Source organism: Streptomyces sp. NPDC006294 (genome assembly GCF_042870895.1).
In the GTDB taxonomy this organism is placed as follows: Bacteria; Actinomycetota; Actinomycetes; order Streptomycetales; family Streptomycetaceae; genus Streptomyces.
Genome location: NZ_JBIAHV010000004.1, coordinates 261,238 through 278,215 on the forward strand (window position 1 = coordinate 261,238; position 16,978 = coordinate 278,215).

The 16,978-nt window shown below is 74.1% G+C and carries 16 protein-coding genes; 15 read left to right on the forward strand and 1 reads right to left on the reverse strand.

The window, feature by feature from the left end:
• Positions 1-10: 10 nt before the first annotated feature.
• The 12 genes from hisD (at position 11) to ACFYOP_RS09105 (ending at position 13,500) form a co-directional block, all read left to right on the forward strand.
• Positions 11-1,333, forward strand: coding sequence for a histidinol dehydrogenase (gene hisD / locus ACFYOP_RS09050; protein ID WP_356892005.1), 1,323 nt, complete (start codon positions 11-13; stop codon positions 1,331-1,333).
• 20 nt (positions 1,334-1,353) lie between these two features.
• Positions 1,354-2,469, forward strand: a complete 1,116-nt coding sequence (locus tag ACFYOP_RS09055; RefSeq protein ID WP_388451216.1) for a histidinol-phosphate transaminase — start codon at positions 1,354-1,356, stop codon at positions 2,467-2,469.
• The gene (gene hisB, locus ACFYOP_RS09060) at positions 2,466-3,062 is read left to right on the forward strand and encodes an imidazoleglycerol-phosphate dehydratase HisB (protein ID WP_356892001.1); all 597 of its coding nucleotides are present in this window, start codon (positions 2,466-2,468) and stop codon (positions 3,060-3,062) included. The genes ACFYOP_RS09055 and hisB overlap by 4 nt, the downstream gene beginning before the upstream one ends.
• Positions 3,059-3,226: a hypothetical protein gene (locus ACFYOP_RS09065; protein ID WP_356891999.1), complete on the forward strand. Its 168-nt coding sequence runs from the start codon at positions 3,059-3,061 to the stop codon at positions 3,224-3,226. The genes hisB and ACFYOP_RS09065 overlap by 4 nt, the downstream gene beginning before the upstream one ends.
• Positions 3,223-3,873 (forward strand): imidazole glycerol phosphate synthase subunit HisH, encoded by a 651-nt coding sequence (gene hisH / locus ACFYOP_RS09070; protein WP_356891997.1) that lies wholly within the window; start codon positions 3,223-3,225, stop codon positions 3,871-3,873. The genes ACFYOP_RS09065 and hisH overlap by 4 nt, the downstream gene beginning before the upstream one ends.
• On the forward strand, positions 3,873-4,598 hold the full coding sequence (gene priA, locus ACFYOP_RS09075; protein ID WP_356891995.1) for a bifunctional 1-(5-phosphoribosyl)-5-((5-phosphoribosylamino)methylideneamino)imidazole-4-carboxamide isomerase/phosphoribosylanthranilate isomerase PriA: 726 nt from the start codon (positions 3,873-3,875) through the stop codon (positions 4,596-4,598). The genes hisH and priA overlap by 1 nt, the downstream gene beginning before the upstream one ends.
• Positions 4,595-5,008: a RidA family protein gene (locus ACFYOP_RS09080; protein ID WP_356891993.1), complete on the forward strand. Its 414-nt coding sequence runs from the start codon at positions 4,595-4,597 to the stop codon at positions 5,006-5,008. The genes priA and ACFYOP_RS09080 overlap by 4 nt, the downstream gene beginning before the upstream one ends.
• Entirely contained in the window at positions 5,005-5,760 is a 756-nt protein-coding gene (gene hisF / locus ACFYOP_RS09085) for an imidazole glycerol phosphate synthase subunit HisF (RefSeq protein WP_356891991.1), read from the forward strand. The genes ACFYOP_RS09080 and hisF overlap by 4 nt, the downstream gene beginning before the upstream one ends.
• 198 nt (positions 5,761-5,958) lie before the next feature.
• Positions 5,959-6,888 (forward strand): alpha/beta hydrolase, encoded by a 930-nt coding sequence (locus ACFYOP_RS09090; RefSeq protein WP_356891989.1) that lies wholly within the window; start codon positions 5,959-5,961, stop codon positions 6,886-6,888.
• A 210-nt stretch (positions 6,889-7,098) separates the two neighbouring features.
• Complete coding sequence (locus ACFYOP_RS09095; RefSeq protein WP_356891987.1) at positions 7,099-10,254, forward strand: LuxR C-terminal-related transcriptional regulator; 3,156 nt, start codon at positions 7,099-7,101, stop codon at positions 10,252-10,254.
• A 157-nt stretch (positions 10,255-10,411) separates the two neighbouring features.
• A complete protein-coding gene (locus ACFYOP_RS09100; RefSeq protein WP_356891985.1) occupies positions 10,412-11,728 on the forward strand; it encodes a helix-turn-helix domain-containing protein in 1,317 nt (438 codons plus the stop codon).
• A gap of 113 nt (positions 11,729-11,841) precedes the next feature.
• Positions 11,842-13,500 carry a cation acetate symporter gene (locus tag ACFYOP_RS09105; RefSeq protein ID WP_356891983.1) on the forward strand — a complete coding sequence of 553 codons (1,659 nt, stop codon included), beginning with the start codon at positions 11,842-11,844 and terminating at the stop codon, positions 13,498-13,500.
• 74 nt (positions 13,501-13,574) lie between these two features.
• Here the strand turns inward: ACFYOP_RS09105 and ACFYOP_RS09110 are convergent, their stop codons facing one another.
• On the reverse strand, positions 13,575-14,207 hold the full coding sequence (locus tag ACFYOP_RS09110) for a TIGR03085 family metal-binding protein (RefSeq protein ID WP_356891981.1): 633 nt from the start codon (positions 14,205-14,207) through the stop codon (positions 13,575-13,577).
• An 85-nt stretch (positions 14,208-14,292) separates the two neighbouring features.
• Between ACFYOP_RS09110 and hisI the strand changes: the two genes are divergently transcribed.
• Genes hisI through ACFYOP_RS09125 form a run of 3 tightly spaced genes read left to right on the forward strand, consistent with a single transcriptional unit; the run spans position 14,293 to position 16,849 of the window.
• A complete protein-coding gene (hisI, locus tag ACFYOP_RS09115; protein ID WP_264242792.1) occupies positions 14,293-14,655 on the forward strand; it encodes a phosphoribosyl-AMP cyclohydrolase in 363 nt (120 codons plus the stop codon).
• An 11-nt stretch (positions 14,656-14,666) separates the two neighbouring features.
• Positions 14,667-16,202: an anthranilate synthase component I gene (locus ACFYOP_RS09120; protein ID WP_356891979.1), complete on the forward strand. Its 1,536-nt coding sequence runs from the start codon at positions 14,667-14,669 to the stop codon at positions 16,200-16,202.
• Complete coding sequence (locus ACFYOP_RS09125; RefSeq protein ID WP_356891977.1) at positions 16,202-16,849, forward strand: TIGR02234 family membrane protein; 648 nt, start codon at positions 16,202-16,204, stop codon at positions 16,847-16,849. Before ACFYOP_RS09120 ends, ACFYOP_RS09125 begins: the two co-directional genes overlap by 1 nt.
• Positions 16,850-16,978 lie beyond the last annotated feature (129 nt).

Below are 16,978 nucleotides of genomic sequence, written 5' to 3' on the forward strand. Positions count from 1 at the left end.
AATTGGTTGCGTGATCTCTAGAATCGATCTGCGTGGCGACGCCCTCCCCGAGGGCGGCGCTCTGCGCGACCTGCTGCCCCGTGCCGAGTTCGACGTGGAAGCCGCCCTGGACAAGGTGCGGCCCATCTGCGAGGACGTGCATCATCGCGGCGACGCGGCGTTGATCGAGTACGCGGAGAAATTCGACGGCGTGAAGCTGGACCAGGTGCGGGTGCCCGCCGCCGCCCTGACCAGGGCGCTCGACCAGCTCGACCCCGAGGTCAGGGCCGCTCTCGAGGAGTCCATCCGCCGGGCCCGCATCGTCCACCGCGCCCAGCGCCGAAGCGAGCACACCACCCAGGTCGTCCCGGGCGGCACCGTCACCGAGAAGTGGGTGCCGGTCGACCGCGTCGGTCTGTACGCGCCCGGCGGCCGGTCGGTCTACCCCTCCTCCGTGATCATGAACGTGGTCCCGGCGCAGGAGGCGGGCGTCGAGTCCATCGCGCTGGCCTCCCCCGCGCAGAAGGAGTGCAACGGCCTGCCGCACCCGACCATCCTCGCCGCCTGCGCGCTGCTCGGCGTCGACGAGGTGTACGCGGCCGGCGGCGCGACCGCCGTCGCGATGTTCGCGTACGGCACCGAGTCCTGCCCGCCCGCCAACATGGTCACCGGCCCCGGCAACATCTGGGTCGCCGCAGCCAAGCGCTACTTCACCGGCCGGATCGGCATCGACGCCGAGGCCGGCCCGACCGAGATCGCCGTCCTCGCCGACGCGACCGCCGACCCCGTGCACGTCGCCGCCGACCTGATCAGCCAGGCCGAGCACGACCCGCTGGCCGCCGCCGTGCTGGTCACGGACTCGCCGGAGCTGGCGGCAGCGGTCGAGCGGGAACTGGAGCCGCAGGTCGCCGCGACCAAGCACGTCGAGGACCGGATCAAGCCGGCGCTCGCCGGCCGGCAGTCCGCGATCGTGCTCGTCTCCGGCATCGAGGACGGCCTCAAGGTCGTCAACGCCTACGGCGCCGAGCACCTGGAGATCCAGACCGCCGCCGCCGCCGCCCTCGCCGCCCGGGTCCGCAACGCGGGTGCGGTCTTCGTCGGTCCGTGGGCCCCCGTCTCCCTGGGGGACTACGCGGCCGGGTCCAACCACGTCCTGCCGACCGGCGGCTGCGCCTGCCACTCCTCCGGTCTGTCGGTGCAGTCGTTCCTGCGCGGCATCCACATCGTGGACTACACACGGGACGCGCTCGCCGAGGTCACCCACCACGTGGTGACGCTCGCGGAGGCCGAGGACCTGCCGGCGCACGGAGCCGCGATGAAGGCCCGCTTCGGATGGAAGGTGCCGGGCCAGTGACCGACATCGGCAGCACCCCCATGTCCCCCTGGGACGAGCTACCCATCCGCGACGAGCTGCGCGGCAAGTCCCCGTACGGCGCGCCCCAGCTCGACGTGCCCGTCCGGCTGAACACCAACGAGAACCCGTACCCGCTGCCCGAGCCGCTGGTCGAGCGGATCGCCGAGCGGGTGCGCGACGCGGCCCGCGAGCTCAACCGCTACCCCGACCGGGACGCGGTCGAACTGCGCACCGAACTGGCCCGCTACCTCACCCGTACCGGCGGCCACCCGGTCGCCCGCGAGAACGTGTGGGCCGCCAACGGCTCCAACGAGGTCATCCAGCAGCTGCTGCAGACCTTCGCCGGACCCGGCCGCATCGCGATGGGCTTCGAGCCGTCGTACTCGATGCACGGCCTGATCTCGCGCGGTACCGGCACCGGCTGGATCTCCGGCCCGCGCGGCGACGACTTCACCATCGACGTCGCCGCGGCCCGCGCGGCCGTCGCCGAGCACCGGCCGGACGTGGTGTTCATCACCTCGCCGAACAATCCGACCGGCACCGCCGTCGACGCCGCCACGGTCCTCGCCCTGTACGAGGCCGCGCAGGCGGCGAAGCCGTCGCTGGTCGTCGTCGACGAGGCGTACGTGGAATTCAGCCACCGACCGTCGCTGCTGCCGCTGATCGAGGGCCGCCCCAACCTGGTGATCTCCCGGACCATGTCCAAGGCCTTCGGCGCCGCCGGACTGCGCCTCGGCTACCTGGCCGCGCACCCCGCCGTGGTCGACGCCGTCCAGCTGGTGCGGCTGCCGTACCACCTGTCCGCCGTCACCCAGGCCACCGCGCTCGCGGCCCTGGAGCACACCGATACGCTGCTCGGGTACGTCGAGCAGCTGAAGACCGAGCGGGACCGGCTGGTCGTGGAGCTGCGGGCCATCGGCTACGAGGTCACGGAGTCCGACGCCAACTTCGTGCAGTTCGGCCGGTTCGACGGCGAGGGCGGCGCCCACGCGGTGTGGCAGCGGATCCTCGACCGCGGGGTGCTGGTCCGCGACAACGGCGTACCGGGATGGCTGCGGGTCACCGCGGGCACGCCCGAAGAGAACGACGCGTTCCTCGATGCGGTTCGCGCGATCAAGAAGGAGCACAGTTCATGAGCGGCCGCGTAGGACGGGTCGAGCGGACCACCAAGGAGACCTCGGTCGTCGTCGAGATCGACCTCGACGGCACCGGCCAGGTCGACGTCGCCACCGGCGTCGGCTTCTACGACCACATGCTCGACCAGCTCGGCCGGCACGGCCTCTTCGACCTCACCGTCAAGACCGACGGCGATCTGCACATCGACACGCACCACACCATCGAGGACACCGCCCTCGCGCTGGGCGCCGCCTTCAAGCAGGCCCTCGGCGACAAGGTCGGCATCTACCGCTTCGGCAACTGCACCGTGCCGCTGGACGAGTCCCTCGCCCAGGTCACCGTCGACCTGTCGGGCCGCCCGTACCTGGTGCATACCGAGCCGGAGAACATGGCGCCGATGATCGGCAGCTACGACACGACGATGACCCGGCACATCTTCGAGTCGTTCGTCGCCCAGGCCCAGATCGCGCTGCACATCCACGTCCCGTACGGGCGCAACGCCCACCACATCGTGGAGTGCCAGTTCAAGGCGCTCGCCCGCGCCCTGCGGTACGCATCGGAGCGCGACCCGCGCGCGGCGGGCATTCTGCCCTCCACGAAGGGCGCCCTGTGACCGGCCTGTCGACCGTTCTCATCGTCGTCGGGCTGTTCCTCGCCGGCGGTGTGTACTCGTTCTCCAAGCAGAAGATGCCGAAGGGCCCGGTCGTGCTGCTCGCCGGGGCCTCCGCGATGTGTCTGGTCGCCGGCGTGATGCGGATTCAGGGGATCTGGGGATGACCACAACCACTCCACGCAAGAAGGTCGTCGTCTTCGACTACGGGTTCGGCAACGTCCGCTCCGCCGAGCGCGCGCTCGCCCGGGTCGGCGCCGACGTCGAGATCACCCGTGACTACGACCGCGCCATGAACGCCGACGGGCTGCTCGTGCCCGGCGTCGGCGCCTTCTCCGCCTGCATGGACGGCCTGAAGAAGGCCCGCGGCGAGTGGGTGATCGACCGCAGGCTGTCCGGTGGACGCCCCGTCATGGGCATCTGCGTCGGCATGCAGATCCTCTTCGCCCGCGGCATCGAGCACGGCGTGGAGACGGACGGCCTCGACGAGTGGCCCGGCACCGTCGGCCCGCTCAAGGCGCCCGTCGTGCCGCACATGGGCTGGAACACCGTCGACGCCCCCGCCGGCAGCGAGCTGTTCGCCGGACTGGACGCCGACGCCCGGTTCTACTTCGTGCACTCCTACGCCGTGCACGAGTGGGGCCTGCAGGTCACCAACCCGGCCATGCGCGCCCCCCAGGTCACCTGGGCCACCCACGGCGAGCCGTTCGTCGCCGCCGTCGAGAACGGCGCCCTGTGGGCCACCCAGTTCCACCCCGAGAAGTCCGGCGACGCCGGCGCCCAGCTGCTGACGAATTGGATCGAGACGCTCTGATGCCGAAGCTTGAACTCCTTCCCGCAGTCGACGTCCGCGACGGCCAGGCCGTCCGTCTCGTCCATGGCGAGTCCGGTACCGAGACGTCCTACGGCTCCCCCGTCGAAGCCGCGCTCGCCTGGCAGCGCGCCGGCGCCGAGTGGCTGCACCTCGTCGACCTGGACGCCGCCTTCGGCACCGGTGACAACCGCATGCTGATCGCGGAGGTCGCCGGGGCCATGGACATCAAGGTCGAGCTGTCCGGCGGCATCCGCGACGACGCCTCGCTGGCGGCCGCGCTCGCCACCGGCTGCCGCCGCGTCAACCTGGGCACCGCCGCCCTGGAGACCCCCGAGTGGGTCGCCAAGGTCATCGCCGAGCACGGCGACAAGATCGCCGTCGGTCTCGACGTACGGGGCACGACCCTGCGCGGCCGCGGCTGGACCCGTGACGGCGGCGACCTCTACGAGACCCTCGCCCGTCTCGACTCCGAGGGCTGCGCCCGGTACGTCGTCACCGACATCGCCAAGGACGGCACCCTCCAGGGCCCCAACCTCGAACTGCTGAAGAACGTCTGCGCGGCGACCGACAAGCCGGTCGTCGCCTCCGGCGGCGTCTCGTCCCTGGACGACCTGCGGGCCCTCGCGTCCCTGGTTCCCGACGGGGTCGAGGGCGCCATCGTCGGCAAGGCCCTGTACGCCAAGGCGTTCACGCTCGAGGAGGCCCTCGCGGCGGTGTCCGCATGACCGGTTCCGTGCGCCGGGTGAGCTCGGGCGGCCCCTGGGAGGAGCCCTTCGGCTACTCCCGCGCCGTCCAGCTCCCCAACGGTCTGGTCCTGGTCTCCGGCTGTACGTCGACCGTCGGCGGCGAGATCGCCGCGGACAGCCCGTACGAGCAGACGATCACCGCCTTCGGCGTGGCGATCGACGCGCTGAAGCAGCTCGGGCTCGGCGTCGAGGACGTCGTACGCACCCGGATGTACCTCACGCACGCCCGCGACGTGGACGACATCGGGCGCGCGCACAAGGAGATCTTCGACGCGGTCCGGCCGGCCGCGTCGATGCTCGTGGTCTCCGGCTTCGTCGACCCCTCGCTGGTCGTCGAGGTCGAGGTCGAGGCGTACCGGCCGGCCGAGACCGATGGAGGTGCCGCATGACTCTCGCGGTACGGGTGATCCCCTGCCTGGACGTCGACAACGGCAGGGTGGTCAAGGGCGTCAACTTCCAGAACCTGCGCGACGCGGGCGACCCCGTCGAGATGGCCAAGCTGTACGACACGGAGGGCGCCGACGAGCTGACCTTCCTCGACATCACCGCCTCGTCCGGCGACCGGGAGACCACCTACGACGTGGTGCGCCGCACCGCCGAGCAGGTCTTCATCCCGCTCACCGTCGGCGGCGGCGTGCGCAGCGCTCAGGACGTCGACAAGCTGCTGCGGGCGGGCGCCGACAAGGTCGGCGTCAACACGGCGGCGATCGCGCGGCCGGAGCTGATCCGCGAGATCGCCGAGCGGTTCGGCCGCCAGGTGCTCGTGCTCTCCGTCGACGCCCGGCGCACCCCCGAGGGCTCCTTCGAGGTGACCACGCACGGCGGCCGCCGGGGCACCGGCATCGACGCCGTCGAATGGGCCCACCGCGCCGCCGAGCTGGGGGCCGGCGAGATCCTGCTCAACTCGATGGACGCCGACGGCACCAAGGACGGCTACGACACCGAGATGATCGCCGCCGTGCGCAAGCACGTGACGGTCCCGGTGATCGCCTCCGGCGGCGCCGGCCGGCTCGCGGACTTCCCCCCGGCCGTCGACGCGGGCGCGGACGCGGTGCTCGCCGCCTCGGTGTTCCACTTCGGTGACCTGCGGGTCTCGCAGGTCAAGGACGCGCTGCGGGAGGCGGGCCACCCGGTCCGCTGAGGGTTTCCCGGCGACCCGGCCGCCGCGCGGCCGGGTCGCCAAGACCGGTGAACTTGCCGATGTGCGCCGACCGGGTGCGCCACGACGGTGGTACCGCCATCAACACGGCGGTATCCACCCGGTGCATCCCCCCGGCCCCTGGCGACGACGGGCCGGTCACTCCGGCGTGGCTCCGCCACGACCGAGAGGACCACCCTCGTGCAGCACCCCCACACCTCCCGGAGCCGCACCCGGAAGCTCCGTCACGCACTGGCCGCGGCAGCGGTGGCCGTCGGCCTGTGCACAGCGCTGGTCCCCGGCGCGCAGGCCGCCGACAGCGCGGGCGCCGCCACCCTGGCCGCCGACAACCCGTACGAGCGCGGCCCGGCCCCGACCGTGTCGAGCATCGAGGCGTCCAGGGGCCCGTACTCCGTCTCGGACACGTCCGTCTCCTCGTGGGTGGTCAGCGGCTTCGGCGGCGGCACCATCTACTACCCGACGTCCACCTCGGACGGCACGTTCGGCGCCGTGGCCATCTCGCCCGGCTTCACGGCCCGGCAGTCCAGCATCGCCTGGCTCGGCCCGCGGCTGGCCTCGCAGGGCTTCGTGGTCTTCACCATCGACACCAACTCGGTCTACGACCAGCCCGACAGCCGGGGCCGCCAACTCCTCGCCGCGCTCGACTACCTGACGGAGCGCAGCTCCGTCCGCGGCCGGATCGACACCTCCCGGCTCGGCGTCATGGGCCACTCCATGGGCGGCGGCGGCACGCTCGAGGCCGCCAAGGACCGGCCCTCCCTGCAGGCGGCGATCCCGCTGACCGGGTGGAACACGGACAAGACCTGGCCCGAACTGCGCACGCCCACGCTGGTGATCGGCGCCGACGGCGACTCGGTCGCCCCGGTCTACTCGCACTCGGAGCCGTTCTACGAGTCACTGCCCGGCTCGCTCGACAAGGCGTACCTGGAGCTCAACAACGCGAGCCACTTCACGCCGAACAGCCCCAACACGACCATCGCGAAGTACAGCATCTCGTGGCTGAAGCGCTTCATCGACAACGACACCCGCTACGAGCAGTTCCTCTGCCCGCTGCCGCGGCCGAGCCTGACCATCGAGGAGTACCGGGGCAACTGCCCGCACACCTCGTAACGCGGACGCGTAACGGGGTGCTGCCGGTGGCGGGTTACCGCCACCGGCAGTGTGCTGTGCGGGGGCCGGCCGCCACCGCTCGGGCCGCGCGGGGCCCCACCGGCAGCGCTGTGCGGGCGCACAGCGCGGAGCGGTCACCGCTGGGGCCCGGCCCAATGCGGCGGACGCGGCTCTTCCGGACTGTGTTTACGCGGCAGTAAGTTGCTCGCCGTGACCCCATCGACGACCGTGCACAGTCCCCACCGGCTGTACGGCCGGAACGGTGAACTCGCCTTACTGGACCGAACGCTGTCCCTCCTGCGACAGGGCTGCGGCAGCACCCTCGTCGTCACCGCGCCCCCCGGCCTCGGCCGCAGCGCGCTCGTGCGCCACGCCGTCGGGAGCCGTCGCGGCGGAGCGGTCCTGCACACCCGCGCCGCCCCCGCCGAGGCCACCCTGCCGTACAGCGGACTGCACGCACTGCTCTGCTCCGCGACCGGACCCCTGCCGCCCGAGGCCGACGACGCGACCCGGCCGGGGCCCGCCCCCACCGCGCTTCTCGGACTGCTGCGGGCGCTGGGCGCCCGTGGCCCGCTGCTGGTCTGCGTCGACGACGCGCACGCCTGGGACCACGACTCCCGCGTCGCGCTCGGGTTCGCGGCCCGCCGCCTCGCACCCGGCGACCGCGTCGCGGTCCTGCTCACCGCCACCGACGAACCCGGCGGCCACGACGCCTTCACCGGACTGCCGCGGCTACGGCTCGGGCCCCTCGACGACACGGCCGCCGCGGCGCTCGTCGACCGGCTGACGGGCGACGACCGGACCGCCCCCGTCGTACGGGACGAACTGTGCCGGGAGGCCGGCGGCAACCCGCGCCTGCTCACCGCGCTCACCCGCAGCCTCACCCCCGACCAGCTCGCCGGCCACGCGCCGCTGCCGCACCCCCTGCCGGGCGCGGAGGACGTCCTCGACGCGTACGCCGCCCGCGCCCGGGCGCTGCCCGCCGACACCCGCTTCCTGCTGCTGCTCGCCGCGGCGGCCCAGGAGCACGAACCGGAAGGCGCCGGCGCCGACACGGCCCTGCTGATGCGGGCCGCCCGCCCCGCCGGGCTCGACGCGGAACGGCTGCGGCCCGCGGAACGCGCGGGCGTCCTCCACGGCGACGGCGCGCGCATCCACTTCACGCATCCGCTGCTGCGCACCGCCGTGCTGCGCGGTGCGCAGCCGGCCGGCCGGCGCGCGGCGCACCGGCTGCTGGCCGCCGCGCTGGACGGGCCGCACCTCGTCCGGGCCAGGCTGGTCCAGCTGGGCTGCGCGGCGGGCGGCCACGACCCGTCGCTCGCCGACGCCCTGGACCGGGCGGCCGCCGCACCCGGGCCGCACCCCGACCGCGCCACGGCCCTCGCGCGGGCCGCCGAGCTCACGCCCGACGACACCCCACGCGACGTGCGGTTCGCGACGGCCGCCGAGCACGCCTGGCTGGGCGGCGACCCGGTTCGCGCCCGCGCCCTGCTGACCCGCGTCCGCGCCGCACCGGCACTGGGCCACACCCCCTACGTACGCGGTCTGCTCGCCCTCTGCGACGGCCCGGTCGCCGACGCCCACGCGTTCCTGCTCGCGGCCGCCGCGCTCCTGTCCGACCACGACACCGCCCGCTCGACCGCCGCCCTCCTCGCGGCGGCGGAGGCCGCCTGGTCCATGGGCGACGCCACCGCCTACGCGGCGGCCCTCGCCCGCGTCCCGACGCGTGCCGGTGATGCCCCGGCCCCTCGCCCGGCGACGGGTGACCCGGCCGCCGCGCCGGGCACGTGCGCCGCGGTGCCGCCTCCCGGCGTGCGCCGGCCCGGGGGGCGGACCGCTCCCTGGCCGGTCCCGACGCCGGCCCGGAGGCCGGAACCGGCCGAGGGCGGCCCGGCTGTCGGCGGGGCGGACTGGGAGGGCGGTGCCTTGGCGGGTGCTCGAGGGGTCGCGGCGGACCTGGCTGCCGGGCCGGGCGAGGGCCCGGTGTTGGTTCGGGGTGTCGTGGCGGAGTCGGACGAGGGCGGCCCGGCTGTCGGCGGGGCGGACTGCGAGGGCGGTGCCTTGGCGGGTGCTCGAGGGGTCGCGGCGGACCTGGCCGCCGGGCCGGGCGGAGGTCGGACACCGGCGGGAGGCGTTCCCTCCGGCCACGCCGGCGGGCCGGAGGGGCAGGACACGCTCGGGGTGTACGTAACCGGGGTACTGGCGCTTTTCGCCGGGCGGTTCGACGAGGGGCACCGGCTGCTGCGCAGGTGCGTCGAGGCGGCGGAGCGGGGCGAGGAGCCGGTCGGGCTGCTGCGGTCCGCGGCCGCCGCGCTCGTCGTCGGTGACGTGGACGCCGCCTGCCGGGCCGGGGCCCGGGCCCTGGCCGCCGTACAGGTGCACGGGCCCCAGATGCTGCTGCCCCAGGCGCTGGAGCACCTCGCGTACGGGGAGCTGCGCGCCGGACGGCACGCGCGCGCCCGGGTGCACGCGGAGGAGGGTCTGCGGGCCGCCGGCCGGCTGGGCCGGCGCAACGCCGCCGCCCACCTGCATGCCGTGCTCGCCCTGACCGCGTCCGTCGAGGGCGACGCGGAGGCCTGCGCGCGGCACGCCGACGCCGCGGCCGCCGCCGCCGTGGCGCACGGTCTCGCCCAGGCCGGGAGCCTCGCCGTCTGGGCGGTGGGCCGCGCAGACCTGGCGGCGGGCAGGTGCGCGGAGGCCGCCGCCCGGCTGGGCCCCCTCGTCGGGCCCGGACCGAGGCAGGGCCACTTCGCGGTGCGGATGCTCGCCGTACCGTGCTTCGTCGAGGCCGCCGTGCTCGCGGGGCGGCCGGGCGGCGCGGCGGTGGCGGTGGGGGAGTTCCGGAGGTGGGCGGCGAGCACCGCGGACCCGCTCGCCCCCGCCCAGCTGGCCCGCTGCCGCGCCCTGCTCGCGCCGCCGGAGGAGGCCGCCGCCTGCTACGAGGAGGCGCTCGCCCACCACGACCGGGCGGGCGGCGACTTCGAGCGGGGCCGCACCCTGCTGCTGTACGGGCAGTGGCTGCGGCGCCGCCGCAGGACCAGGGAGGCCCGCGGCCCGCTGCGGGACGCGCTCGTCGCGTTCGAACACTGCGGGGCCCGCGGCTGGGCCGAGCGCGCCCAGGGCGAGCTGCGGGCGGCGGGCGAGGCGGTGGCCGGTGACACCGGGGGCGGGCCGCTGGACCGGCTCACTCCGCAGCAGCGGCGCATCGCCCACCACGTGGCGGAGGGCGCCACCAACCGGGAGGTCGCGCTGCGGCTGTCCGTCAGCACCCGGACCGTCGACCATCATCTGCGGAACGTCTTCGCGCTGCTGCAGGTACGCTCCCGGACCGAGCTCGCCCGCCTCCTGGAACGCTCCGGATCCTGAGCCGGCGGGCTCGCGTTGCTGGACCGTGATGAGAAGAATGCCGTAAACCCCTGGGTACCGACCGGGCGGTATGCCATTCTGCGAGCGTCAGGTAGATCCGGCGTGCCCGAGGTCAGGGGTGCGCCGGAGCGAGCCGACTCCTTGGTGGAGGCCGCCCATGTCGAATCTCGTCCGTTCGCGCGTCAGAGCGGTGCCCGCCCCTCATGCGGCCGCGCACCGCACCCGCTCCCTGCTGGACGCGGACGCGCTCGCCGTACTGCACCGCGCCGCACAGGTGCTGCTGGACGACGTCGTCGGTCTGACCACCACCCTGGTCGGCGAGCTGCGCGAGCAGGAGCCCGCGTACCGTGCCGCGATCGACGCCGACGCGTCCGAGGTGTGGCAGGAGGTGCACCAGTCGCTCCGGCACAACGTCGCGTCCCTGATCCGCCCCCGGGAGTGCCGGGACATCGCCCGGCGCACCTCGCGGGCGATCGGCGCCTACCGGGCCGAGCAGGGCATACCGCTCGACGCGGTGCTGCACGCGTACCGGATCGGCGGTGCGATGGTCTGGCAGGGCCTGGTGGACGAGACCGCCAGACGCCACCCGGAGGACGTGCGGCTGCTCGTCCACGTCGCGGCGGACGTCTGGAACTTCGTCGACGAGCACTGCGCCGTCGTCACCGACGCCTACCGCGAGACCGAGCGCCGGATGGAGTGGCGCCGCGAGAACCGGCTGCGGCTGACGACCGCGGCACTGCTCGACGGCACGGCCCGCATCACCGACCTGCCCGACGCCTCTTCGCTGCTCGGCGTACCGCAGGACGGCCGCTTCGTGGTGATCGCGGCCGCCGCCCCCCACCCGCACCCGGCGGGCCCGCCGGTCACGCTGCCGCCGGGCGTCCCCGTGGTGTGGCACTCCACGCCGGAGGCGGAGCTGGGCATCGTGCACCTCGCGGACCCGGACCGCCGGCCGGCGGCCGGTGCCCCCGGGGGCGAGGAGCCCGCCGCCCCACCCGCGGGGCCCCTGGACCCCGCCGCGCTCGCGGCGGGAGTGGAGGCAGCCCCCGGCGTCCGCGTCGGCATCGGCTCGGTCGTCGTCGGGCTCGCCGCCATCGGTGCGGGCCGCAGACTCGCCGCCACCGCCCTGCGGGCCTGCCCCCGCGCCGGCGGTGTCGTCCTCCTCGACGACCACCTCCCCGCCGCCGTCGTCGTCTCCTCCCCGGATCTCGGCCGCGCGCTCGCCGAACGCGTACTGGGACCGCTGTACGGGATCGACCCCGCCGACCGGGACCTCCTCGTCGACACGCTCACCGTCTGGCTCGACGCCGAGGGATCCGCGCAGCGCGCGGCCACCCGGCTCTACTGCCACCGCAACACGGTCCTCAACCGGCTCCGCCGCTTCGAGCAGCTCACCGGCCGCTCGCTGTCCCGGCCGTCCGACGTCGTCGAGGTCTCCCTCGCGCTCACCGCCCGCCGACTGCTGGAGCCCTAGGGGCAGTTGGGGGTGTGACGCCGCACACCCCGGGGTGCCCGTGACTGTGCACGGGCACCGAAGCCGGACCGGCCGCTGTACGCGGTACCGGTCCCGCTGGTGATCTACCCGGCATGTCATCTGATATCCACCTGGTCGGACCCATGGCGTCGGGTGCCGGGTTCGAGGGCCGCTCCCTCGCCCTGGTCGTCTTCCTCGCGTTCGTCACGGTGTCGCTGCTGCTGTGCGGCCTGGCCGCAGCCGACCAGGACGACCCGGAGCACTTCTACGCGGGCGGCGCCACGCTGGGCCCGGTCGGCGGCGGGCTCGCCGTCGCCGGGGACTACGTCTCCGCCGCCACCCTGCTCAGCACCACCGGCTCCGTCGCCCTCGTCGGCGCGGACGGCATCCTCTTCGCCATGGCCACCGTCGCCTCGCTGGTCCTGGTGATGCTGGTGCTGGCGAAGCCGCTGCGCGGCGGGGGGATCTACACGCTCGGCGACTTCCTCACCGAGCGGCTCGCCGACCGCTCCGTCCGCGTGCCCCTCGGGATCGCCGCGATCGTCGTCCTGTTCCCGCTGCTCGTGGTCCAGCTCGCGGTCGCAGGCAAGATCATGACGTCCATGTTCGGCCTCCCGCCCGGCGCCCTCACCGGATGCACCGTCGCCAGCGGCGCCCTGATGATCTGCTACTCGGCCTTCGGCGGGATGCGCGGCACGGGCTACATCCAGATCCTCAAGACGGTCATCGTGGTCGCCGTGGTGGTGCTGCTCGCCGGCATCGTCCTGGGCCGCTTCGGCTGGTCGCCGTTCTCGCTCTTCGACGCGGCCCGGCAGAACAGCCCGGGCAGCTCGTACGCCCTGCCGGGGCTGCAGTTCGGGCGCGGCTTCGTCGGCTGGCTCGATCTCACCGGCTTCATGCTCACGCTCGTCCTCGGCGCCGCCTGTATGCCCCACATCACCATGCGGCTGCATCCCATGCGCGGCACGCGCAGCGCCCGCCGCGCCGCCGGCTGGGCCGTCGGGCCCGTCGCCGTGCTCTGCGCCGGCGTCGTCGTCATCGGCCTCGGCGCGGCCGCTCTCGTCGGCCAGAAGAACATCGCCGCCGTCGACCCGGGAGGCAACTCGGCGCTGCTCATGGTCACCACAGCGCTCGACCCCGAGGCCGGCGGCCCCCGGCACAGCCTGCTGTTCGCCGTGGTCGCCTGCGCCGTGTTCATCACCACCCTGTCCACGGTCGCCGGGATCACCCTCGCCGCCGCGTCCGCCTTCACCCGCGACCTCGCCGGGCCGACGCGTGTCGGCGGCCGGGGGCGGCGTTCCATGGCCGGGGAGGTGCGCCTGGCGCGCTGGGCGGTCGCCGTCGTCGGAGCCCTCGCGGTGTTCGTCGCGACGCAGACGGTCGGACGCAACCCGCAGGTGCTGCTCTCGTTCGCGTTCGCCGGGGCCGCGTCCGTGCTGCCGCCCGTACTGCTGTACGCGATCTTCCGCCGGCACTTCACGGCCGGCGGGGTGCGCTGGGCGGTGTACGGGACGCTGCCGCTGATCGCCGTGCTCATGGTCTGGTCACCGGCGGCGTCGGGCACCCCGACGTCGCTCTTCCCCGGCATGGACTTCCACTGGTTCCCGTTCCACACGCCGGGCCTGGTCACCATCCCGGCCGGCTTCCTGCTGGCGCTGGCCGGCTCGAGAATCCTGTGGCGGCGCCCCGCGTCTTTGGCCGCGCCCCCGGAGCCCCCGGCCACGGCCCCCGAACCGCAGGACGCGTACGGCGAGTGGGCCAGGGGCCGCTGACGGCACGGGAGCGGGTGACCCGGCTGAGCGGGGCCGCACTCGTGCCCCCCGGCAACCTTTGCCCTGTCGCGGCACTAGAAGCCGAGCGCGGCTCCGCTCAGCCGGGTGATCGCATCCTTGTCCCCTTCCAGGTCGACCTGCGCGGCCTCCTGCCGGCCGAACGCGAACAGGGTCAGCTCACCCGCCTCGCCGGTCACCGTCACCACCGGAGTGCCCTTGTGGGCCACCACCGTCTGGCCGTTCGACCTGCGCAGCACCAGACCGACGGGCGACTTCCGGCCGAGCAGCCGCGCGGCCTTCTCCAGCCGCGACCACAGGGCGTTCTCGAACACACGGTCCAGAGAGCGCGGCGTCCACTCCGGCTGCGCCCGGCGCACGTCCTCCGCGTGCACGAAGAACTCCACCGTGTTCGCGGCCTCGTCGATCTGCTTGATCCCGTACACGGACATCCGCGGCGGGCCCGTCCGGATGAGATGGACCAGCTCGTCGTACGGCTTCTCGGCGAACTCCGCCTGGATCCGCGCCGCCCGGTCCTTCAGCGCGTCGAGCAGTATCCCGCCCGCCGCGTCGGGCCGGCGCTCGCGCATCACCACATGGGCGGCGAGATCCCGGGCGCGCCAGCCGTCGCACAGGGTCGGCGCATCCGGGCCGACCGCCTCCAACAGGTCTGCGAAAAGGAGCCGTTCACGCTTGGCATGGGTCGACATGGCCGCCAGCGTACGGCGGAGGCACCGGGTCCGCCCAGTGGACGCACCGCCCGCCCACCGACTTCGGCACGGCACAATGGCGGACATGACCAGCAGTGTTCCCGCCAGCAGCCTCGACCCGGCCGTCGCCGCCCGCCTCAAGCGGAGCGCCGACGGGCTGATCCCCGCCATCGCCCAGCAGTACGACACCGGTGAGGTGCTGATGCTCGGGTGGATGGACGACGAGGCGCTGCACCGCACCCTGACCACCGGCCGCTGTACGTACTGGTCCCGCAGCCGCCAGGAGTACTGGGTCAAGGGCGACACCTCCGGGCACGTCCAGCACGTCAAGTCCGTGGCCCTCGACTGCGACGCCGACACCGTGCTCGTCAAGGTCGACCAGGTCGGCGCCGCCTGCCACACCGGGGCCCGCACCTGCTTCGACACCGACGTACTGCTCGACAAGTAGGGTCTGGCGCCATGGATCTCGAGACGTTCCGCAAGCTCGCCGCCGACCGCCGCGTCATCCCCGTCAGCCGCCGGCTGCTCGCGGACGGCGACACCCCCGTCGGCCTGTACCGCAAACTCGCGGCAGAGCGCACCGGCACGTTCCTCCTCGAGTCGGCGGAGAACGGCCGCTCCTGGTCGCGCTACTCCTTCATCGGCGTACGCTCCGACGCCACGCTGACCGCCCGCGACGAGCAGGCGCACTGGCTGGGCAACCCGCCGGTCGGCGTCCCCACCGACGGTGACCCGCTGCAGGCGCTGCGCGAGACCGTCGAGACCCTGCACACTCCCCCTACGCCTGGCGGCGTGGGAGGTACCCCCACGCACGACCTGGCCTCCGGGATGCCGCCCTTCACCGGCGGCATGGTCGGCTACCTCGGCTACGACATCGTGCGGCGGCTGGAGCGGATCGGCCCCGGCGAGCGCGACGACCTGAAGCTCCCCGAGCTGACCATGCTGCTCACCTCCGACCTCGCGGTCCTCGACCACTGGGACGGCACGGTCCTGCTGATCGCCAACGCGATCAACCACAACGACCTCGACACCGGCGTCGACGAGGCCTACGCCGACGCGGTGGCCCGGCTCGACGCCATGGAGGACGACCTCGCCCGGCCGCTCGCCTCCCGGCCCGCCGCGCTGCCCGCCTCCGAACTGCCCGAGTTCTCCGCGCTGTGGGGCGGCGCCGACTACCGGGCGGCCGTCGACGACATCAAGGAGCGCATCCGGGCCGGCGAGGCCTTCCAGGTCGTGCCCTCGCAGCGGTTCGAGACCCCGTGCACAGCGAGCGCGCTGGACGTCTACCGGGTGCTGCGGGCCACCAACCCCTCGCCGTACATGTACCTCTTCCGCTTCGACGGCTTCGACGTCGTCGGCTCCAGCCCCGAGGCCCTGGTCAAGGTCGAGGACGGGCACGCCATGGTCCACCCCATCGCCGGCACCCGGCCGCGCGGCGCCACGCCGCAGGAGGACAACGAGCTCGCGGACGAACTGCTCGCCGACCCGAAGGAGCGGGCCGAGCACCTGATGCTCGTCGACCTGGGCCGCAACGACCTGGGCCGCGTCTGCGAGCCCGGCAGCGTCGAGGTCGTCGACTTCATGTCGATCGAGCGGTACTCCCACGTGATGCACATCGTCTCCACCGTCACCGGCAGGGTCGCGGACGGCCGCACCGCCTTCGACGTGCTCACCGCCTGCTTCCCCGCGGGCACCCTCTCCGGCGCGCCCAAGCCGCGCGCCATGCAGATCATCGACGAACTCGAACCGTCGCGCCGCGGTCTGTACGGCGGCTGCGTCGGCTACCTGGACTTCGCCGGCGGCTCCGACACCGCCATCGCCATCCGCACCGCCCTGCTGCGCGACGGCACCGCCTACGTGCAGGCCGGAGCCGGTGTCGTGGCCGACTCCGACCCGGTCGCGGAGGACACCGAGTGCCGCAACAAGGCGGCCGCGGTGCTGCGCGCCGTCCACACGGCCAACCGCCTGAGTGACCGGGCGGCCGGTAAGGGATAGTGGGGAGCGTGACTGCTGTACCCGTACCCCAGCCCCGAGCCGCAGCCGCGACGGCCGCCACGAGCGGCCGCCGCAGCCTGGCCGCCACTCTGTTCCTCGGCGCCGCCGGCGCGACCGTCGTCCTGCTCGCGGCCGGCCGGGTCTGGGCCGAGGGAGCCGCGTCGGTGGGCGGCGGATCCGTCCCACTCGACGCCAGCGGCTCCGACGTCACGGGTGTGCCCACGGCGCTCGCGATCGTCGGCCTCGCCGCGCTGGTCGCCCTCTTCGCGGTACGCCGCGCGGGCCGTCTCCTGGTGGCCGTGCTGCTCTCCCTGAGCGGCGTCGGCGCCGCCACGGCCGCGCTGCTCGGCGCGTCCGGCTCCGGCGCGCTCGACGAGCAGGCCGCCCGCACCACCGGCGACGCGGCCGCCACCGTCGAGGCCCTGTCGCACACGGTCTGGCCGTACGTCACGGCCGCCGGCGGCGCACTGATCCTGCTGGCCGGACTCCTCGCCCTCCGCTACGGCCGCGCCTGGCCGTCCATGTCCGGCCGCTACGAACGCGACGGCACCCCCCGCGCCCGCGAGGAGCGCCCGGTCGACCCCGACCGCCCCGAGGACCTGTGGAAGGCCCTGGACCGCGGCGAGGACCCGACCCGCGAACGATGACCCCGGTTCCGGCCGCGGTCCGGCCCGGAACCGACCCCGGATCGGCCGACGCCCCGGCGTACGGAAGAATGACAGCGAGCGTCCGGCTCGGTACGAGCACCGGCTCACGACATCGCACTGGAAACGAGG